Origin of the sequence: Nocardioides lijunqiniae, assembly GCF_015024225.1 — a bacterium.
Classification (GTDB): Bacteria; Actinomycetota; Actinomycetes; order Propionibacteriales; family Nocardioidaceae; genus Nocardioides; species Nocardioides lijunqiniae.
In genome coordinates this window covers 32,897-51,639 of record NZ_JACJGM010000030.1, presented here as the reverse complement: position 1 = coordinate 51,639, position 18,743 = coordinate 32,897, and the positions used below count along the sequence as shown (strand labels likewise).

At 74.7% G+C, this 18,743-nt stretch carries 19 protein-coding genes; 3 read left to right on the top strand and 16 right to left on the bottom strand.

Annotated elements, in window-relative coordinates; translation table 11 throughout:
• Window positions 1-5: 5 nt before the first annotated feature.
• Complete coding sequence (locus IRQ30_RS17400) at window positions 6-989, bottom strand: Acg family FMN-binding oxidoreductase (protein WP_193614234.1); 984 nt, start codon at window positions 987-989, stop codon at window positions 6-8.
• Between the two features lie 108 nt (window positions 990-1,097).
• On the opposite strand from IRQ30_RS17400, the gene IRQ30_RS17395 reads away from it, so the two are divergent.
• Together IRQ30_RS17395 and IRQ30_RS17390 are read left to right on the top strand one after the other, a co-directional pair.
• Window positions 1,098-1,769, top strand: coding sequence for a response regulator (locus tag IRQ30_RS17395; RefSeq protein WP_193614233.1), 672 nt, complete (start codon window positions 1,098-1,100; stop codon window positions 1,767-1,769).
• Window positions 1,770-1,797: 28 nt separating this feature from the next.
• Complete coding sequence (locus IRQ30_RS17390; protein WP_338089769.1) at window positions 1,798-3,522, top strand: sensor histidine kinase; 1,725 nt, start codon at window positions 1,798-1,800, stop codon at window positions 3,520-3,522.
• 10 nt (window positions 3,523-3,532) lie between these two features.
• Here IRQ30_RS17390 and IRQ30_RS17385 read toward each other — a convergent pair whose 3' ends face one another.
• From IRQ30_RS17385 to IRQ30_RS17360, 6 genes are all read right to left on the bottom strand, one after another.
• The gene (locus IRQ30_RS17385) at window positions 3,533-4,366 is read right to left on the bottom strand and encodes a ScoMcrA-related endonuclease (RefSeq protein ID WP_193608163.1); all 834 of its coding nucleotides are present in this window, start codon (window positions 4,364-4,366) and stop codon (window positions 3,533-3,535) included.
• A gap of 53 nt (window positions 4,367-4,419) precedes the next feature.
• Complete coding sequence (locus tag IRQ30_RS17380) at window positions 4,420-5,871, bottom strand: SDR family NAD(P)-dependent oxidoreductase (protein WP_338089768.1); 1,452 nt, start codon at window positions 5,869-5,871, stop codon at window positions 4,420-4,422.
• Window positions 5,872-5,880: 9 nt separating this feature from the next.
• Window positions 5,881-6,834: an MBL fold metallo-hydrolase gene (locus tag IRQ30_RS17375; RefSeq protein WP_193614232.1), complete on the bottom strand. Its 954-nt coding sequence runs from the start codon at window positions 6,832-6,834 to the stop codon at window positions 5,881-5,883.
• A gap of 276 nt (window positions 6,835-7,110) precedes the next feature.
• Complete coding sequence (locus IRQ30_RS17370) at window positions 7,111-8,139, bottom strand: SGNH/GDSL hydrolase family protein (protein ID WP_193614231.1); 1,029 nt, start codon at window positions 8,137-8,139, stop codon at window positions 7,111-7,113.
• Between the two features lie 113 nt (window positions 8,140-8,252).
• On the bottom strand, window positions 8,253-8,744 hold the full coding sequence (locus IRQ30_RS17365; RefSeq protein ID WP_193614230.1) for a cupin domain-containing protein: 492 nt from the start codon (window positions 8,742-8,744) through the stop codon (window positions 8,253-8,255).
• A 10-nt stretch (window positions 8,745-8,754) separates the two neighbouring features.
• Window positions 8,755-9,894, bottom strand: a complete 1,140-nt coding sequence (locus tag IRQ30_RS17360; RefSeq protein ID WP_193614229.1) for a carboxylate-amine ligase — start codon at window positions 9,892-9,894, stop codon at window positions 8,755-8,757.
• A 67-nt stretch (window positions 9,895-9,961) separates the two neighbouring features.
• Between IRQ30_RS17360 and IRQ30_RS24275 the strand changes: the two genes are divergently transcribed.
• A complete protein-coding gene (locus IRQ30_RS24275; protein WP_338089767.1) occupies window positions 9,962-11,560 on the top strand; it encodes a phospholipase D family protein in 1,599 nt (532 codons plus the stop codon).
• Window positions 11,561-11,581: 21 nt separating this feature from the next.
• Here the strand turns inward: IRQ30_RS24275 and IRQ30_RS17350 are convergent, their stop codons facing one another.
• Genes IRQ30_RS17350 through IRQ30_RS17310 form a run of 9 tightly spaced genes read right to left on the bottom strand, consistent with a single transcriptional unit; the run spans window position 11,582 to window position 18,574 of the window.
• Window positions 11,582-12,244: an HAD family hydrolase gene (locus tag IRQ30_RS17350; RefSeq protein ID WP_193614227.1), complete on the bottom strand. Its 663-nt coding sequence runs from the start codon at window positions 12,242-12,244 to the stop codon at window positions 11,582-11,584.
• A 35-nt stretch (window positions 12,245-12,279) separates the two neighbouring features.
• Entirely contained in the window at window positions 12,280-13,059 is a 780-nt protein-coding gene (locus IRQ30_RS17345; RefSeq protein WP_193614226.1) for a UbiA family prenyltransferase, read from the bottom strand.
• On the bottom strand, window positions 13,056-13,634 hold the full coding sequence (gene idi / locus IRQ30_RS17340; protein WP_193614225.1) for an isopentenyl-diphosphate Delta-isomerase: 579 nt from the start codon (window positions 13,632-13,634) through the stop codon (window positions 13,056-13,058). Before idi ends, IRQ30_RS17345 begins: the two co-directional genes overlap by 4 nt.
• Entirely contained in the window at window positions 13,631-14,653 is a 1,023-nt protein-coding gene (locus IRQ30_RS17335; RefSeq protein ID WP_193614224.1) for an NAD(P)/FAD-dependent oxidoreductase, read from the bottom strand. Before IRQ30_RS17335 ends, idi begins: the two co-directional genes overlap by 4 nt.
• Window positions 14,646-15,182, bottom strand: coding sequence for an isoprenylcysteine carboxylmethyltransferase family protein (locus IRQ30_RS17330; RefSeq protein WP_193614223.1), 537 nt, complete (start codon window positions 15,180-15,182; stop codon window positions 14,646-14,648). The genes IRQ30_RS17335 and IRQ30_RS17330 overlap by 8 nt, the downstream gene beginning before the upstream one ends.
• Complete coding sequence (locus IRQ30_RS17325) at window positions 15,179-16,309, bottom strand: type III polyketide synthase (protein ID WP_338089766.1); 1,131 nt, start codon at window positions 16,307-16,309, stop codon at window positions 15,179-15,181. The genes IRQ30_RS17330 and IRQ30_RS17325 overlap by 4 nt, the downstream gene beginning before the upstream one ends.
• A complete protein-coding gene (locus tag IRQ30_RS17320; protein WP_193614221.1) occupies window positions 16,306-17,214 on the bottom strand; it encodes a sucrase ferredoxin in 909 nt (302 codons plus the stop codon). The genes IRQ30_RS17325 and IRQ30_RS17320 overlap by 4 nt, the downstream gene beginning before the upstream one ends.
• A complete protein-coding gene (locus IRQ30_RS17315) occupies window positions 17,211-18,341 on the bottom strand; it encodes a cupin domain-containing protein (RefSeq protein ID WP_338089765.1) in 1,131 nt (376 codons plus the stop codon). The genes IRQ30_RS17320 and IRQ30_RS17315 overlap by 4 nt, the downstream gene beginning before the upstream one ends.
• Window positions 18,342-18,343: 2 nt before the next feature.
• A complete protein-coding gene (locus IRQ30_RS17310) occupies window positions 18,344-18,574 on the bottom strand; it encodes a hypothetical protein (RefSeq protein WP_193614258.1) in 231 nt (76 codons plus the stop codon).
• Window positions 18,575-18,743: the final 169 nt, after the last annotated feature.

Below are 18,743 nucleotides of genomic sequence, written 5' to 3'. Positions count from 1 at the left end.
GGCCCTCAGGGCAGGAGCACGTCGCCCACGGGACGGCGCGGCGTGCGCGGCAGCTGGCTGCGCCCGAGCTCCTGCCACCCGAGACGCACCAGGACCTGCGGGTGCGCGAGCCCGCCGAGGACCTCGGTGCGCATGGCGCCGCGGGTGCTGGGCACCTCGACGACCTGGCTCAGCGGCACGACCGAGAGCCCGTCGACCGTCGCGGCCAGCCACAGCTGGCTGAGCGCCTCGCCGGTCGCCAGCCAGGCGTGCGGCTCGTCGGTGTCCGTGCAGAGCGCCAGGAGCCCGTCGGAGCCCTCGAGCAGCCCGGTGCGCGCCGCTGCGGGGCCGGCGGCCCCGCTCGTGAACCGTCCGACCGGCGCCCCAGCATGTCCGGTCGCCTCCGGGATGCTCGCGGACGGGACGCCCTCGCCGCGGCCGCGGTCGACCCAGGACCGCTGCTCGGCCGCGAGCCGGGCGTCGCCGAGCTGGTGGTCCCGCGCGCGCTCCACGAGCAGCTCCACGCGGAAGCGCGTGGTCGTGTCGACCAGCGGCAGCGCCCGTACCCCGGGGGTCGTCACGGAGGCGGCCAGCAGCGCCAGCCGCTCCTCGGCCACGGGCCAGGAGGTGAAGCGCCGCCGGTCGGTCACCCGCCGGGCCAGCGTCGCGAGGCGCTCGACCGCGTCGGCCGGGCGGGGGCCGCGGCGCAGCTCGAGCCGGGCCAGGTGGTCCGGGTCACCGGGGTCGGGCACCAGGACGACGTCCGCGGGCGTCCCGAGGGCCTGCGCCGCGACGCGCGCCTGGTGCAGGGCCGCGCCGCACGACACCAGCAGGTTGCGCCCGGCCGGGTCGGCCACGAGGAGCTGGCGGCTGCGGTCGGCGTACAGGTCGACGCGGTTGCCGTCCACGCGCCAGAGCCACGGCTGCGTGTTGTGCACGCTGGGGGCCCCGCAGGCCAGCTCGACCACACGGCGGGCGGGCGAGCCGGAGGGAGCGGTCCGGGGGTCCATCCGTCCAGCGTGCGACGGCCGGGTGGAGGGGACCAGGGACCAAGGTCCCGGCTCTTCCGGGCCTTCCGGTCCGGTCGGCGCACCGGCGACGGACCCTAGGCTGGGGGCATGACGCAGAGTTCCGCCACCAGCCCCGAGGAGCGCGACCGGATCCGGGTGTTCCTGCTCGACGACCACGAGATCGTGCGGCGCGGCATCCGGGAGCTGCTCGAGAGCGAGGGCGACATCGTCGTGGTCGGCGAGTCGGGCTCGGCCGTCGAGGCGGCCAGCCGGATCCCGGCGCTGCGCCCCGACGTCGCGATCCTCGACGGCCGCCTGCCCGACGGCACCGGCATCGACGTGTGCCGCGAGATCCGCTCGGTCGACCCGGCGATCCACGCCCTCATCCTCACGTCCTACGACGACGACGAGGCGCTCTTCGCCGCGATCATGGCCGGCGCGGCCGGCTACGTGCTCAAGCAGGTGCGCGGCGGCGACCTCATCGACACCGTGCGCCGGGTGGCCGCGGGCCAGTCGATGCTCGACCCGGCCGTCACGGCCCAGGTGCTCGAGCGGGTCCGCAACGGGCCCCGGGTCGACCCCAGCCTGGAGCAGCTCACCGCCCAGGAGCAGCGCATCCTCGAGCTGATCGGCGAGGGCATGACGAACCGCCAGATCGCCTCCACCCTGTTCCTCGCGGAGAAGACGGTGAAGAACTACGTATCGTCGCTGCTGGCCAAGCTCGGCCTGAGCAGCCGCACCCAGGCGGCGATCTTCGCCACCAAGCACCCGCACCGCTGAGCGCCCGGTGCAGCGGTAGCCTGCCCGCGTGAGCGACGCCCCTCGCCCGGACCCGGCCCCCTCGAGCGCCCTGGAGGAGACCGGCTTCGACGACCTGCTGCGCGAGGTGCTCAGCCGGGTCCACGGCGCCCTGGACGAGCAGGCCCGCTGGCAGCTGCTGCTCGACGCGGTCGTCACGATGGCGGCCGACCTGACGCTGGACGAGCTGCTGGCCCGCATCGTGCGGATCGCCAGCGACCTCGCCGGCGCGCGGTACGCCGCCCTCGGGGTGCTCGGCGACGGGCCGGACAAGCGGCTGCGGCTCTTCGTCACCCACGGGATCGACGAGACGCTGGTGCGCGAGATCGGCGACCTCCCCACCGGCCACGGTCTGCTGGGGCTGATCATCGACCGGCCCGAGCCCCTGCGCCTGCACGACATCGCCGAGCACCCGGCGTCGTACGGCTTCCCGGAGCACCACCCGCCGATGGCGTCGTTCCTCGGCGTCCCGGTGCGGATCCGCGACACCGTCTTCGGCAACCTCTACCTCACCGAGAAGGTGGGCGGCGGCGACTTCACCGAGCAGGACGAGGCCATCGTCGTGGCGCTGGCCGCCGCGGCCGGCGTGGCCCTGGAGAACGCCCGGCTGCACGAGGAGGCCGGGCACCGCCAGCGCTGGCTGGCCGCCTCCGCCGAGGTGGCCTCCCTCGTCGCCGGCATGACGGTCGTCGCGGACGCCGTCCAGGCGGTCGCTGACCGGGCGCGCGACGTCTCGGGCGCCGACCTGGTCTGGGTCGCCTCGGGAGCCGACAGCGAGAGCCTGCACCTCGAGGCGGTCGCCGGCGCCCTCGCGGACCCCCAGACGATGGCCCAGGTCGACCTCGGGCACTCGCTGGCGAGCGAGGTCGTGCGCACGGGAGCGCCCCTCAAGGTCGGCGACATCGGCATCGACCCGCGCGCCGTCGACGTCGCCGCCCGGCTGGGCTGGCCCGCGGTCGGCCCGGCGGTCGCCGTCCCCCTCCGCAGTGCCCAGGGCGTCCAGGGCGCGCTCGTCCTCGCGTGGTCGCCGGAGCGGGCCGCGGCCTTCCACGCCGTCGACCCGGCGCTGGCGATGAGCTTCGCCGAGCAGGCCGCCCTGGCGCTGCAGGTGGCCGAGGCCCACGAGGACCAGCAGCGTCTCGTGCTCTTCGAGGACCGCGACCGGATCGGGCGCGACCTCCACGACCTCGTCATCCAACGACTGTTCGCCGTCGGGCTGGGGCTCGAGAGCGTCTCGCGCCTGAGCGACCGGCCCGAGGTGCGCGACCGCCTCGGCCAGGCCGTCGACGACCTGGACGCCACCATCAGGGACATCCGGCGCTCGATCTTCGCGCTCGGGACGCTGGAGGAGTCGACCGACGTCCAGGCCGAGGTCACCCGCATCGTCGACCGGGCCGCGACGACCCTGAAGTTCCGGCCCACCCTGCGCTTCACCGGGCCGGTGCGCACCCGGATCCCCGCCGGCGTCGTGCCCGACGTCCTGGCGGTGCTGGGGGAGGCGCTCTCCAACGCGGCGCGCCACGCCGACGCGCACGCCGTCGACGTCGAGCTCAGCGCGGTCGACGACCTGCGGCTCACCGTCCGCGACGACGGCCGGGGGCTGCCCGCCGGGGTGCTGGAGAGCGGGCTGTCGAACATGCGCCAGCGCGCCGACCGGCTCGGCGGCTGGTGCGACGTACGCTCCGCCCCCGGCCAGGGCACCACCGTCGAGTGGTGCCTCCCGGCCGGGGCCTAGCGGCGGCCGCTCAGGCGCAGTTGTCGCACTCGCCCGTGGCGGGCAGCTGCATGTGGCAGGTGGGGCACGTCGGGATCTCGCGCTCCTGGTAGCGGATCTTGCGCTCGCGACCGCGGGCCGCGGCGAGCTTCGGGGTCAACGCGGCGATCCCGCCACCCTCGGGCAGGTCGGCGCCGAAGCGCTGGTGCGCCAGCAGGCGCTGCTGGGCCGCGTGGTCGTCGGGGTCCTCGGGCAGGGTGCCGGTCGCGGCCTGCACGGCGGGCGCGTACGACGCGCCGACGCTGCCGTCTGCGTTGACGCAGAACGCGGTCAGCAGCGGCTCGTCGTTGCGGGCGCACATGGCGGCAACGCGGGTGAGCACGTCGCCGAGCCAGTAGTGGGTCTGCTGGGAGGTGCGGATGCCGGTGCGGTTCTGCACCTGGACCGCGAGCTCCTTGGTGGTCAGCACCCGGTGGTAGTGCCCGGCGGTCTCGAGGAGCGTGGCGTGGGCGGCTTCGGCCCAGGCGTTGCGCGACTCGTCGAGCTCGAGGTCGGCGGCGTCGCGCCACTCCCCGTTGACCGGCTGGTCCACCAGCCCGGAGGCGTCGACCTGGGTCACGTCGAAGCCGAGGTGCGACAGCAGCCGGCCGGCGCCGTCGAGGCTCCCGGCGAGGTGCGCTCGCGAGGCGGCCTTGCCGGTGGCGTACTTGTGCGCGACGCCCAGGATGGCGTTCGCGTCGTAGCTGTTGCCCTCGTGCCACACCACGTAGTCGCGGCTCCCGCCGAACCCGTAGGTCCGCAGGAACGCCTCGCTCCCGCGCTCGTCGTACTCGGAGAGGGCGTCTAGGACGTGGTCACGGGTCACTGCTGGAAAGTCGGGCACATGTTCGACCTTAAGCCCGGGACCCGCCGAACCCGTCACCAGGGACTGGGACGGTAGTCCTTCACGAAGCATCCGTACAGGTCCTCGCCCGCTTCCCCGCGCACGATCGGGTCGTAGACGCGGGCCGCGCCGTCGACCAGGTCCAGGGGGGCGTGCCACCCCTCGGCGGCGATCCGGAGCTTCTCCTGGTGGGGTCGCTCGTCGGTGATCCAGCCCGTGTCGACGGCCGTCATCAGGATCCGGTCGGTGTCGAACATCTCGCCGGCGCTGGTGCGCGTGAGCATGTTCAGCGAGGCCTTCGCCATGTTGGTGTGGGGGTGCCCGGCGCCCTTGTAGCGGCGCGAGAACTGCCCCTCCATGGCCGAGACGTTGACGACGTATCGGCGCCGGGCCTGCGCCGCGCGCATCGCCGGGCGCAGCCGCGAGATCAGCAGGAACGGTGCGATCGAGTTGCACAGCTGCACCTCGAGCAGCTCGAGCGGGTCGACGTCCTCGACCTTCTGCGTCCACGAGTTGACCCGCTGCAGGTCCGGGAGCAGCCCGCCGGCGTCGACCGCGGTGCCCGCGAGGTGCGCCTCGAGCGAGGCGTGACCGGCGCTGAGCGCCAGGGCGGTCATCGAGGCGGGTGACTCGCCGAGGTGGTGGGCGATCGGGTGGTCGCGCAGCGTGCCGGCGATGGAGGCCGGGTGCAGCTCGGAGACGTGGTCGAAGGTGACCATCTCCGGCAGCGCCAGGTCGGTGGGCAGCGGCGCGAGCTCGGCCTCGGCCAGCGGCGCGTAGGCGCCGGGGGAGCGTCGCACCGTCTGGCAGGCGTTGTTGACCAGGATGTCGAGCGGTCCCGCCGCCGCGACCTCGTCGGCGAGCGAGATGACCTGGGTCGGGTCGCGCAGGTCGATGCCCACCACGACGAGCCGGTCGATCCAGTCGGCGGCGTCGGGCATCGCGGCGAACCGGCGTACGGCGTCCTTGGGGAAGCGGGTCGTGATCGTGAGGTGGGCCCCGTCGCGCAGCAGTCGCAGCGCGATGTACATCCCGATCTTGGCCCGGCCGCCGGTGAGCAGCGCCCGGCGGCCGGTGAGGTCGGTGCGCTGGTCGCGCTTGGCGTGCGAGAAGGCAGCACACTCGGGGCACAGCCAGTGGTAGAACGCGTCCACCAGGGTGTAGTCGTTCTTGCAGATGTAGCAGCCCCGGGGGTTGATCAGCTCTCCCGCGAACGCGCCGGTGGCCTGCGAGACGAGCGGGATGCCCTCGGTCTCGTCGTCGATCCGCATTGCCGAGCCGGTCGCCGTCAGCTCGGTGACCGCCCGGTCGGCGGCCAGCTCGGCGGCGCGCTTGGCGGCCCGCCGCTCGTGCTTGAGCGCCTTATACATGTGGGAGGCCGCGTGCTTGACCGTGGTCATGTCCGGGTGGCCGTCCGGCAGCCGGTGCAGCTGCTCCAGCACCCGCACGGTGGTCGCGAGGTCGTCGGGGTCGATGCCGGAGGTCACCGGCGAATGCTACGGCGCGACCTCACCGTCACCACGATCGACGGTGGGCAGGTCGGCCCAGGGGTCCTCGCGGCGCCACAGGGTGGGCAGGTGGAGCGCGACGCCCTGCTCGGCGGCGAGGCCGCCGAGGACCCGCATCGTGACGTCGAGGTCGTCGCCGGCGTAGGGGAGCGCGCGCAGCGGGCGGTCGAGGGGTCGGAAGAAGTCGTCCCAGTGGGTCAGCACCACGCGCCGGGCACCGACCGCCTCCACGGTCTCGGCCCAGTAGGCACGGACGTACTCCTCGGGCTGGACGCCGAGCTGGCCGACGCCGAGGTAGGCCACGTCGGCCCGGTGACCGGCCAGCGAGCCGGGGACGAAGCCGGCACTGCCCTGGAGCAGGGCCGTGCGGCCGCTCGCGTGCGCGACCAGGATCGACCAGGCCTCGCCGCACCGGTAGGCGCCGGTGCGCACCGGGGGGACGACCGGCTCGGTGATGACGCCGGGGTAGCGGTCCGGCGGGCAGTGGTGCGACTCCACCAGCGTCAGGGTCCACCCGCCGTAGGCCATGGCCTCGCCGGGGACCGCGACGCGGATCCGGTCCTCGGGCAGCCCGCCCCCTCGACCGACGTGGGCCGTCGAGGTGCCGCCGACGAGCACCGCGCCGGTGCGGTGGGCGACCGCCGCGGAGTCCATCGCGTGGTCGTAGTGGGTGTGGACCGGTAGGACCGCCTCCAGGCGGTCCACCCCGGCCCTGCCCAGGGCGGCGTCGATGCGGTCGACGTCCGGCGAGATCCGGCCGAGGGCGACGCGGGCCAGCGAGGGACGGGAGAAGAAGCCGTCGGTGAGCACGGCCGACTCCCCGTCGTCCAGGAGCAGGCTGGTGACGCCGAGGAACGTGACGCCGAGCGGCCCGGAGGCGGCCGGCACGTCGAAGCGGGCGGCGTAGCGGGACAGGTCGGGACGACCGGGCTTCAGGCGCACGGGTGGCTCCGTTCGGGCGGGCGGCGAGCGGTGTCCGGTGACGGTAGCGGAGCCCCTGGGACGGGGCGTCCGGCACGCCGGACCACGGGTCGACCGCCAGTTCCTCAAGGAATCCTCAAGGTTCTGACCGGGCCTGCGCAAGGTGCCCGCAAAGCCCTACTTGAGGCGGCTCCGGGGTGTCATCGTCTTCTTGTCACTGCGGCCCTCCGGGGCCGCCACAGGCGAGGGTCGGTCCGCGACTTGGGGGGGTGGACCGGCCCTCGCCCCTGTGCGTGCTCAGTCGGTGCGCGGCGTCTGGGAGCCCAGCGGGGGCTGGGCGAAGACGTTGGCCGGCGCCGTGGCGCCGTCGGTGAGCTGGCGGTAGATCTCCTGGGCGGCGCCCCGCATCCCCCTCAGGAACGGGTGGAAGTTGGCGGCCCGCAGGGGCTTGAGCTTGCTGCCGTTGATCCAGGCCTCGCGGCCGGCGCAGGCGTCGTGCCCGCGCGAGGCGGGGTAGAGGTCGACGTACGTCGCGCCGTTGCGGGCGGCCGCCCGCCGCAGCGACCGGTTGAGCCGGCGCTCGACGCGGTTGCCCCAGCGGTAGTCGCCGGCGGCGAAGGCCACCTGGCGGCAGGTTCCGCGCTGGGGGAGCAGCCGGGGGTAGCCGACGACGTAGACCTCGGCGGAGGGCGCCCGGCGCGCGACCGTGCGCAGCACGCGGCCGACGTTGGCCTGGATGCGGGTGGCGTCGCGCAGCTTGGTGTCGACGCCCTTGCGGTTGGTGAAGTGGCGCCGGCAGGGTGCGCCCTTCGGGGCGGTCGGGGCGACCTTCTCGCAGACCTCGATCATGGAGCCGAAGAGCGTGCGGTCGTTGCCCCCGATGCCGACGGTCACCAGGTCGGTGCCGCTGCTGAGCGCGGCGACCTGGGGTGCGGGCTTGGGGCCGGGGACGATCGTGGTCTGGCGGCGCTTGGTGAGGTCGACGCTCTGGGCGCCCGAGCACGTCACGTCGACGTAGCTGCGCACGCCGAAGTAGCCGGCGAGGAACGCCGGGTAGCTGTTGGTCGACCGCAGGCAGCCGACCGGGTCGAGCCGCTGCGCCGGGATGAGCGGGCCGGCGCTGTAGGAGTCGCCGAGGGCGACGTAGTCGATCGGCTCGTCGCCGGTCACCACTCCACGGGGCTCACTGGGCTCACTGGGGGCACTGGGGGCATTGGGGGCGGCGCCCGCCGACGTCGTCACCGCGGGCGCCGCGGTGACGGTGAGGACGACGGCGGCGGCGGCGACCAGGGCGGCGCGCAGCGGGCGGGGTCGGGCAGTGGTCATCGGGGCCTCCCAGGGGTGTCGACGGCCGGGTACCCGTCGTCGAGTGGTGCGACCCTATGTGACGGCGCCCACACCGCGGTCCGCGTCCCGTGTGCTCGCGGCGCTCGGCCTCCTCAGAGGTAGATGTTGTCGTGCTCCTCCAGGAACGCCCGCATCTCCTCGGGGGAGGGGGTCCACCGGCCCTCGGCGATCTCTACCAGGCCCTCGAAGTACGCCTCACGTGGTGCGCCCGGCGCGAACAGGATCAGCATCGAGGCGGGGGCGCCCGACTCGTTGCGGAAGCCGTGGACGCCCCCCTCGGGGACGTAGGCGAAGTCGCCGGGCACCGAGCGGCGCCACTCGCGGCCGTCGTACAGCTGGACCTCGCCCGACAGCACGAAGAACGACTCGCTGATCGTGCGGTGGAAGTGCGGTCCGGGGCCGCTGGGCTCGGCGCCCATGTCCCAGCGGTAGAGACCGAAGCGTCCGTCGGTGGAGGCCGCGGTCGCGAGGTAGTGGGCCGCGCCGCCGTCGGGACGAGGCAGGTCGGGCGGCGTGCCGACGGGGCGGAAGCGCGCGGTGACCTCACCGCCGGTGCCGGGGTAGACGGGTGCGGGGTAGGACATGCGGCGCAGGCTACTCCGACCAGGTGCGCTCGGTCCGGACGACGAGGTCGTCCACCACGCCCTCGACGTCCCCGCTCCGCTCGAGGGCGGTGCGCTGCCGGGAGGCGCCCGTGCCCTGGAGCACCCGGTCGACGCCCTCGCGGACCAGCGCCAGGTCGCCGTGCTCCTCCAGCACGTCGGCGAGCCCGTCGACGGTGTCGCGCAGGACGTCCTCGGCCTTGCTCAGGCCCCGGTCGACCGGGTGCACGAGGGTGCCGCTGAGGCCGTAGCGCGCGGCGCGCCAGTGCGCGGCGCGCAGGAGCTCGGAGCGCCAGGGCGCGAGGGGCTCGCCGTCGGACCACGACCGCGCCGAGCGCTCCACGAGCGCCCGCACCAGCGCCGCCACGAGGACGCCGTCGGCGGGGTCGGTGCACACGTCGGCGACACGCACCTCGACCGTCGGGTGGTCCGCGGCGAGCCGGGCGTCGAAGTAGAGCATCCCGGGGTCGCGCGCGGCCCCGGAGGCGATGAGCTCCTGTGACACGGCCCGGTAGGTCTCGAGGTCGCCGAAGGCCTCGGTCGGCCCGGCGCTCGGCCAGCTCGACCAGGTGCGCGAGCGCCACGAGGCGTAGCCCGTGTCGCGCCCGTTGGCGATGGGGGAGTTGGCCGTGAGCGCGAGGACCAACGGCAGCCACGGCGTGATCCGGTCGATCACCGCAACGCCCTCCTCGTCGGAGGAGATCGCGACGTGCACGTGCATCCCGCAGGTGCCGGCGGTGCGGGCGATCTCGCCGTAGGTCTGGACCATGTCCTGGTAGCGGTCGTTGCGCGTCACCTGGGGGTCGGTCAGCGGCAGCGGGGAGACGCCGGTGGCCACGAGGGCGAGCCCCACGTCGGCCGCGGCCTCGCCCGCCGTACGACGGGCCAGGCGCAGCTGCTGCAGCGTGTCGGTCAGGTCGGTGGCCGGATCGGTGCGGGTCTCGAGCTGGTGGCGGAAGAGCTCCTGGTCGAGCTCGTCGGTCGAGGCGCGGGGGCCCGGCAGGTCACCGCGCTGGCCCTTGCCGTGCTCGCGGAAGCGCTTCAGGACCTGCTGGGACCTCGGGGAGGCGGCGCGGGTCTCGGGGTCGACGAGGAGGAGCTCCTCCTCGACGCCCACGGTGCGGGAAGTCATGACCTCAGGTAACCACGCTCACTCACCCTTCGCCCCGAGGGGTGAGCCCGCGTGGCAGGGTGTGCCCGTGCCACTCTCGCGCGACGTGCGCCCCGCCGACTGGTTCCTCGGCAAGATCGAGCGGGGCAACCCCAGCACCCGCCTCGACGACGTCCATCCCGGGGACCGGGCGTGGTCCCTGGGCAACCGGGTCCGGCCGCTCGTGCACGGCGCGACGTACTTCGCGGAGCTCTTCGAGCGCATCGAGGCCACCGTCGAGGGCGACCTGATCTTCTTCACCGACTGGCAGGGCGACGCCGACGAGCGCCTGACGGGCGAGCCGGGCAGCGAGGTCGTCGAGGTGCTCGGGCGCGCCGACGAGCGCGGTGTCGACGTGCGGGGCCTGGTGTGGCGCTCGCACAGCGCGGCGCTCGGCTTCACCGCCGGCGAGAACCTCCGCCTCGGCGAGGACCTCCAGAAGCGCGGGGCCGAGGCCCTGCTCGACATGCGGGTGCGCCACGGCGGCTCGCACCACCAGAAGCTGCTCGTCATCCGCCACGCCGACGACAGCTCGCGCGACGTGGCCTACGTCGGGGGCATCGACCTGTGCCACTCGCGTCGCGACGACGCCGACCACCACGGCGACCCGCAGGCGCTGGACACCATGGCCGACGAGTACGGCGAGACCCCGCCGTGGCACGACATCCAGGCGGCGATCAGCGGCCCGGCGGTCCACGACGTCGAGACGGTCTTCCGCGAGCGCTGGGAGGACCCGACGCCGCTGAGCCGCAGCCCGTTCTTCTGGCTGCGCGACAAGATCCTGCGCCTGGACCTCAGCCCCGACCCCCTGCCCGAGCAGGCGCCCCCGCCCCCGCCGGTCGAGGGCGGGACGCACGCGGTGCAGCTGCTGCGCACCTACCCCGACCTCCGGCTCAACCGCGACTACCCCTTCGCCCGGGGCGGCGAGCGCAGCGTCGCCCGCGGCTACACCAAGGCGCTGATGAAGGCGCGGCGCCTCGTCTACGTCGAGGACCAGTACCTCTGGGGCAAGCACATCGGCGACGCCTTCGTGCAGGCGCTGCGCGCGCACCCCGACCTGCACGTGCTCGCGGTGCTGCCGCTGCACCCGGACCTGGACGGGATGTCGCGGGTGCCGGAGATGCTGGGCCGGCGCCGCGCGATGCTCGAGATGATGCGCGTCGCGCCGGACCGGGTGGCGGTCTACGGCATCGAGAACCGCGCCGGCACGCCGGTCTACGTGCACGCCAAGTGCTGCCTCATCGACGACACCTGGGCGACGATCGGCTCCGACAACTTCAACCGCCGGTCGTGGACCCACGACTCGGAGCTGTCCGCGGTCGTGGTCGACACCGACCCCGACGACCCGCACCGCTACGCCCGCTCGCTGCGCGTCGAGCTCGCTCGAGAGCACCTGGACCGTGACGACGACGCGATGGAGGACTGCGCCGACACCGACGGCATGTTCGCGGCGTTCGCCGACAGCGCGGCGCGCCTCGACGCGTGGTACGACGGTGGCGGGGTCGGCCCCAAGCCGCTCGGCCGGCTGCGGCGGCTCCAGCCTCCGCGGCTCGGCCCGGTCAAGCGCGCCCTGTCGCTCGCGCCGTACCTGCTGATGCACGACCCCGACGGCCGTCCCCGCTCGCTGAAGCGAGTCGACGGCTTCTAGCCCTGGGCCGGACCGTCCCGTTCAGGCGGAGGAGCGCGCCAATGCGGTGTCGTCGAGGCGCTCGCGCAGCTCGACTAGGGACTCGAAGACCTGGGCCGCGCCGGAGTCCTCGAGCTCCCCGACGGAGAAGCCTCCGGTGCGCACGGCGATCGTCGGCACGTCGAGGCGCCCGGCGGCCTCCACGTCCCAGACGGAGTCGCCGACCATCACGCCGGAGGCGCCGTCGACCTTGGCCAGTGCGGTCTGGACGAGGTCGGGCGAGGGCTTGGACTCCTCCGCGTCCTCCGACGTCGTCCAGGCGTCCGCCAGGGGGCGGCCGTCGACCAGGTCGAGGAAGACCTCGACGTGCTTCTTCTTGCCCGAGCTGGCCAGGACCAGCCGGAAGCCCCGTCGCTTGACCTCCGCGAGCAGCTCGTGGGCGCCCTCGAAGGGCTGCACCTCGCCGATCAGCTCGTCGAACTCCTCGACCCAGGCGTCGCGCAGCGCGTCGCCGAGCTCCTTCTCCACGTCGTCACCCGCCACCTCGGCGACCAGCTTGTCCCCGCCCATCCCGATCGCTCGGTGGATGCGCCAGATCGGCACCACCACGTCGTGGCGCAGGAACGCGCGGGACCAGGCGAGCGCGTGCTGGTAGTTGCTGTCGACGAGCGTGCCGTCGACGTCGAAGATCGCGGTGTCGGCCATAGCTCCGCGGTACCCACCCACGCGCCTCGCACCGATCAGCGCGCTGCGACGAGCGTCACCACGTCGACCAGCGCGATGGCGATGGCGGCCAGGAAGGGCGTGCGGCCGCGACCGGCGAGGGCGACGACGGCGAGGGCCGCGACCACGCCCAGGCCCGCCAGGGCGACGGGCGTGAAGCCCGCCCCGACCGTCACCACCACGGAGCCCAGCACGAGCACCGCCGTGGCCGCGGCCGGCAGCCGACGCCGGCCGATCCGGTGAGGGAGCCCGTGCACGCCCGTGGCGGCGTCGTCGTCGAGGTCGGGCAGCACGTTGACCAGGTGGGCGCCGACCCCCAGCAGCGCAGCGGCCGCCGGGACCCACCACGGCGGCAGGTCGTCGTCGGCCAGGGCGACCACGACCGGCAGCAGGCCGAACGACACCGCGTACGGCGCCCAGGACCAGGCCGTCGCCTTGAGACCGAGGTTGTAGGTCCAGGCGGACGCGACGAGGACCAGGTGGACGAGGCCGGCCTCCCAGCCGCAGGCCAGCGACAGCGGGACGACCGCGACGAGGGCCAGGACGCAGGCGGCCCGCACCGTGCGCTCGCTCAGCTCGCCGGAGGCCAGCGGCTTGTCGGTGCGCCCGACGGTACGGTCGCGGCGGGCGTCCAGGAGGTCGTTGGACCAGCCGACGCTGAGCTGGCCCGCCATCACGGCCAGCCCGACCAGCAGGACCCGGGCCGGAGCCAGGTCCTCCGCCACGCCCAGCAGGAGCGCCAGGATCACCACGGCCGCCGCCGGTCCGCCGTGGGCGGCGCGCAGCAGCGGGGTCACGCGGTCCGGGCGGCGGGGGGCAGGGCGGACTCGTCCTGCCCGGGAGCGGTCAGCGGGTCCTCGGGGAGCAGGGCCACCTGCTCGCGGCACCAGGGGCTGATCTCGCGGCTCCCGTCGAGCACCTCCGCCCGGAACCGCGACCAGTCGACCCAGGCGACGTCGTCGACCTCGGTGGGGTCGGGGGCGAGCGTGCCGGTGGTGGTGGCGACGTAGACCGGGCACATCTCGTTCTCGACGACGCCGTTGGGCATCACCGCGCGGTAGCGGAAGGCCGGCAGCATCAGGCGCACTCCGGCCGCGTCGACCCCGACCTCGTCCCGCACCCGCCGGCGCACGGCGTCCGTCATCGGCTCGCCCGGCCCGGGGTGCCCGCACACGGAGTTGGTCCAGGCACCCGGCCAGGTGCTCTTGGTCAGCGCGCGCCGGGTCATGAGCAGCCGGCCCTCGGCGTCGAAGAGGTAGCACGAGAAGGCCAGGTGCAGCGGCGTCTCGCGGTGGTGCACGCCCTGCTTGGGGGTGGTCCCGACGGCCCGGCCGGCCTCGTCGAGCAGGACGACGAGCTCCTCGGTGCTCATGCGGGCCTCGCGAGCTGGTCGACGGCGGTGCCGAACACCCAGGGCAGGGCCGCGGCGGCCGGGACGACGCGACGGCGTACGCCCGGGTAGCGGGTCGCGGCCAGCAGGCCGCGGGTGAGGAGCTCGTGGCGCCGGCTCAGCCGTCGCGAGTCGCGGTCGTAGCGGACCGGGTCACCGGCGAGGACGGCCCGGACGGCCGCCCGGGCCTGGGCGACGCCGAGGGCGATGCCCTCGCCGGTCAGCGCGTCGACGTAGCCGGCGGCGTCGCCGACGAGCAGCACCCGCCCCGCGGCGCGACGCCGCGACTGCTGGCGCAGGGGTCCGGCCCCGCGGACGTCGGGCGCGGCCGCACCGCGCAGCCGCTCCACCAGGACCGGGAAGTCGGTGATCAGGTCGGCGAAGGACCGTCGCTGGGACGTCAGGACCGCCACGCCGACGCGGTCGGGGCCGACCGGGGTGACGTAGGCCTCCGAGGAGGCCGCCCAGTGCACCTCGACGAACGACGTCCAGGGGGCCACGTCGACGTGGCAGCGCTGGCCGTAGCGGCGAGCCGTCGTCGCCGGGACGTCGAGGCCCGTCATCCTGCGCACGGGGGAGTGCAGCCCGTCGGCCGCGACGAGGTAGCGGGTGGGCTCACCGTCGACCAGGAGGTGGTCCCCCCGGTCGACGACCTCGCGCACGGCGCGGGGGTCGGTCTTGACACCCGCCGCCAGCACGGCGTCGCCCAGCGCCCGGTGCAGGGTCGTCCGGCGCACGCCGCGGCCCGCGCCGTGGCGGAAGCGGGCCTCGGCCACGTGCTCGCCGTCGACGTAGCGGATGCCGGTGATCGGGTGCCCGTCCAGCGGCACCCCGAGGTCGGTGAGGGCGGCCACGGCCCCGGGCATCAGGCCCTCGCCGCAGGCCTTGTCGATGACACCCTCGCGCGGCTCGACGACGCCGACGTCGAGCCCGGCCCGTGCGGCGTACAGCGCGGTGGCGAGACCCACGGGACCGCCGCCCGCGACCAGGAGGTCACGCATCGACGGTCTCCTGCGGCAGGGTGCGCAGGGCGGCGTCCTCGGTGCGGATCCGCACCGTCAGCAGGGCGGCGTTGGCGACGGTGAAGACCAGGGCGGTGATCCACGAGGCATGGACGAGCGGCAGGGCGACGCCCTCCACGACCACCGCGACGTAGTTGGGGTGGGGCATCAGCCGGTAGGGCCCCGAGCGGACGGGAGCGAGCCCGGGGACGATGATCACGCGGGTGTTCCACCGGCGGCCCAGCGTCGTGATGCACCACCAGCGCAGCGCCTGCGAGGCGACGACGAGGGCCAGCATCGACCAGGCGAGGCCGGCGGCGACGTCGGGGCGGCGCACCCACGCCTCGACCAGCATCGCCACGAGGAGGCCGGTGTGGAGCACGACCATGAAGGGGTAGTGGCCCTGCCCGGACTCGCGCCCACCGCGCTCGAAGCTCCACGCGGCGTTGCGCTGGGAGACGACGAGCTCGGCCAGCCGCTCCAGCCCCACGAGCGCGACGACGATCGTGAACGCCGTCAGCGTGGTCACGCGGTCTCCCCGGCCGCACGCACCAGCACCAGCTCGGAGCAGAACCCGGGACCCATGGCGAGGACCATCCCATACGACCCCGGGGCGGGTGGACGGTCCCTCAGGGTGTCCTCCAGGACGTGCAGCACCGAGGCCGAGGAGAGGTTGCCGATCCGGGCCAGCGAGTCCCAGGTCAGCTGCACCGCGGAGCGCGGCAGCTCCAGCGCCTGCTCGAGGGCCTCGATCACCTTGGGGCCGCCGGGGTGGCAGACCCACCAGCCGATGTCGGACCGCGTGAGGCCGTGGTCGGCGAGGAACCCGTCGACGTCCTCGCGGACGTAGCGCCCCACGATCGTGGGCACGTTGGCGTCCAGCACGATGCGCAGCCCGCCGTCGCCGACGTCGAAGCCCATGGTGCGCTCGGAGTCGGGGTAGAGGCGGCTGCGGGTGGCCAGGACCTCGGCCTGCCCGCCGCGGTCGGTGCCGCCGCGGGCCACCACCGCGGCCCCGCCGTCGCCGAAGAGGCCGCTGGCCACGAGGTTGGGCATCGAGACGTCGTCGCGCTGCACGGTCAGCGAGCACAGCTCGACGGCCACCAGCACGGCGACCTCGTCGGGGTGCCCGACGAGGTAGTCGTGCAGGCGCGCGATGCCCGCGGCGCCGGCGACGCAGCCCAGGCCCACGATCGGGACCCGCTTGACGTCGGGCCTCAGGCCCACCAGCGCCGCGATGCGGGCGTCCAGGCTGGGCACCGCCAGGCCGGTCACCGTCGCGGAGACGATGACGTCGACGTCCGAGGGCGTGAGGTCGGCGGCCTTGAGGGCGTCCACGAGCGCGCGCGCCCCCAGCTCGACGGCGTGGTCGATGAACAGGTCGTTGGCCTGTCCGAACCCCTCCAGGTCGGCGTAGGCCTCGAGGGGCAGGACCAGGTGGCGCTGGTCGACGCCGGCGTTGCCGTGGAACCGTCGCAGCAGCCGCTCGTCGAGACCGCCGTCGGTGGCGATGAAGCGGGTGAACGCGTCGGTGATCTCGTGCTGGGGGTAGGTGTGTGCCGGGAGCACCCCACGGACCGAGAGGATCTCCATGTGACTCCTTCGATGCCGAGTGCGTCGCTGGATTGCCCGGTACCCCCGGGACGATGATGTCACCCGGTGCGCGAGATCCCGAGCAGCTCGTGACCGGGCACCGGGTTGTCGCGCGTGGCCTTGCAGGTGAGCTGGACCAGCTCGGCGCCGGGAGCGGTGCGCACCGAGACGGCCCACTGAGCGCCCCCGGCGGCGAACACCACGTCGGTGACCCCGTCCTCCACCTGCCGTGAGACCAGGCGCACCGCGTCGTCGCGGGTCTCGCCGATCTGTCGGCGCAGCGCGATCTCGGCGAACTGCACCGGCATCGCGTAGGACGAGCGCCCCCGCAGGTGGTCCAGCTCGAGCTCACCGGCGGCCAGGCCGCCGGCCACCGCCAGCGACGAGACCGGGTCGAGCCGCCCGTAGTACAGGCCGTGGGGCAGCACCAGCATGTTGCCGGCGAAGCGGTCGCCGCCGATGTGCGAGACCTCCCAGGTCTCCTCGGGGTGGGCGGCCGCCAGGGCGGCGACCACCGGTCGGCCCTGCTCGGCGCAGCAGGCGTCGTGGCGCCCGTGCGTGCAGACGCACAGCAGCGGCCCGTCGTACGGCGTGAGGCCGGGCGAGCGGCCGGCGCCCAGGGCGGCGAGGTCCAGGTCGAGCAGCTGGTGCGGGTCGGGCACCACCGTGGTCTCCAGCCACGACCGCGACGGGTGCGCGAACGCCGCGAAGACCCGCATCCCGTCCTGGTGCGTACGGCGGTCGGGGCGCCGCACGAGCAGCGGGCGCACCCGTGCCGCGGCGGCGGCCCTGGCCACGGCGTCGCCGAGCCCGTCGGGCAGCCGGGCGTCGCGGAGCGCGTCGACGCCCCACGGGCCGGGGTGCTCGAGGAGCAGGAAGGCCCGCACGGTCGAGGCGGTGCCGCCGACGGGCTCGTCGCGCAGCCCGCTGGCGACCGAGCAGCGGAACGCGGGGTCGCGGGAGGTCACGTGGCGACCTCGAGCAGCCCTTCCCGGACGAGGCGGCGGCAGAGCACGAGCCGACTCTGCGGGTCGAGGTGGTCGGCGAGGTCGCGCGGGGCCAGCTCGCGCCGGGCGCGCAGGTCTTCCAGGGCCGGGCCGAGCCACGCGGGCACGTCGACCGCGCGGTCGCCGAGGAGCACCTCGATGCGCTCGTCGCGGGGGATCAGGACGCACGGGTGGCCGGGCCGTCGGCGCAGGAGCGTGTCGTCGTCGAGGGCGGGGACGGCGAGCACGTCGTGCAGGCCGCCGGAGAGACGGGGGCTCCGGGTGGTGAGGAAGCGGCGTACCTCCGCGGTGACCGCGGCCCCGGCGTCGACGCCCCGGATGTCGGCGGCCAGCGACTCGAGCCGCTCGGCGAGCTCGTCGGCGAGGCCGCGCGGGTCGTCGAGGTAGCCCGCGGGAAGGTGCTCGTCGGTGACCCCGGCAAGCGCGTCGGCGACGCTGCGCTCCACGAGGCCGCGCCAGGTGAGCTGGTTGATCCCCAGCGTCACGTGGAGCGACACCGTGTCCTGCGCCCGCGCCGCGTGGGGGGTCCCGGTGGGCAGGTACATCGACACGCCCGGTTCCAGGAGCACCTCGTCGGCGCCGTCGGGGCAGTGGACCTCCCACTGCTTGGAGCCGGCGGTCTGGAAGACGAACACGTCGTGGGAGTCGGAGTGCACCGCGAAGCCCTGGGCTCCCGGCGGGGTGAGGTAGGCGTTGGCCTGGCACGGGTGGCCCAGCTCGAGCTCGAGCTCCGCGACGAGCCGGGTGATCGGCAGCCAGTAGCGGTGCAGCCCCTGCAGCACGATGGTCGCCCCTCCCTCGAAGAGCGCGAGCGCCTTGCGGGAGTCGACGAGGCCGGTGAGCGGCTTGCCGGCGAGGGTGGCGCCGCGCGTGTAGGACGACTCCGGCAGCACCGCCCCGTCCTGGGCGACGCGGACCGACGGGGTGCGGATCGCCGACGACGTCAGCAGGGTGTCGACGTCGTCGAGGGACAGCAGCGCGACGAGGCGCTCGGGGTCGGTGCGGTGCAGGTGCACCCGCGACGCCCAGACCTTCGTGACGAAGGTCTGGGCGTCGCCGCTGAGCAGGTCGAGCGCGGATCCGGGCACGGTCAGGACGCGTCGCCGTCCGTGGTGTCGGTGGCGTCGCCGTCCGTGGCGTCGGTGTCGCTGCCGTCGGAGTCCGTCGTGTCGCCGTCGGTGCTGTCCGTGGCGTCGCCGTCGGTCCCGTCGGCGTCGCCGCCGTCGGTCCCGTCCGCGTCGCCCGCGGGCGGCGTCGGGTCGCCCGCCGGGACGGTGGTCATGTCGTCGTCGCCGAGCGGCTCTTCCGGGGTGGTCGTCATGCGTCCTCCTGTGTCCGAAGTGGCTGACCGTCCCGGAGGGACGGCCCTCGTGCAGTCTGCTGGGGCGACCCCGCCCCGGCAAGGGCGGGGAGGCCACGGCGTACGCGGCGGTACCCGGGCGCCGCCGTCCTCACGCTCCGGCTCCGCCGCCGGGGCCTGGCGGCAGGCG

What these genes read in the sequence shown, in the direction of transcription:
- IRQ30_RS17400 (WP_193614234.1), bottom strand. Translation starts at nt 989, where the DNA reads ATGGACCCCCGGACCGCTCCCTCCGGCTCGCCCGCCCGCCGTGTGGTC.
- IRQ30_RS17395 (WP_193614233.1), top strand. Translation starts at nt 1,098, where the DNA reads ATGACGCAGAGTTCCGCCACCAGCCCCGAGGAGCGCGACCGGATCCGG.
- IRQ30_RS17370 (WP_193614231.1), bottom strand. Translation starts at nt 8,139, where the DNA reads ATGACCACTGCCCGACCCCGCCCGCTGCGCGCCGCCCTGGTCGCCGCC.
- IRQ30_RS17365 (WP_193614230.1), bottom strand. Translation starts at nt 8,744, where the DNA reads ATGTCCTACCCCGCACCCGTCTACCCCGGCACCGGCGGTGAGGTCACC.
- IRQ30_RS17360 (WP_193614229.1), bottom strand. Translation starts at nt 9,894, where the DNA reads ATGACTTCCCGCACCGTGGGCGTCGAGGAGGAGCTCCTCCTCGTCGAC.
- IRQ30_RS17350 (WP_193614227.1), bottom strand. Translation starts at nt 12,244, where the DNA reads ATGGCCGACACCGCGATCTTCGACGTCGACGGCACGCTCGTCGACAGC.
- idi (WP_193614225.1), bottom strand. Translation starts at nt 13,634, where the DNA reads ATGAGCACCGAGGAGCTCGTCGTCCTGCTCGACGAGGCCGGCCGGGCC.
- IRQ30_RS17335 (WP_193614224.1), bottom strand. Translation starts at nt 14,653, where the DNA reads ATGCGTGACCTCCTGGTCGCGGGCGGCGGTCCCGTGGGTCTCGCCACC.
- IRQ30_RS17310 (WP_193614258.1), bottom strand. Translation starts at nt 18,574, where the DNA reads ATGACGACCACCCCGGAAGAGCCGCTCGGCGACGACGACATGACCACC.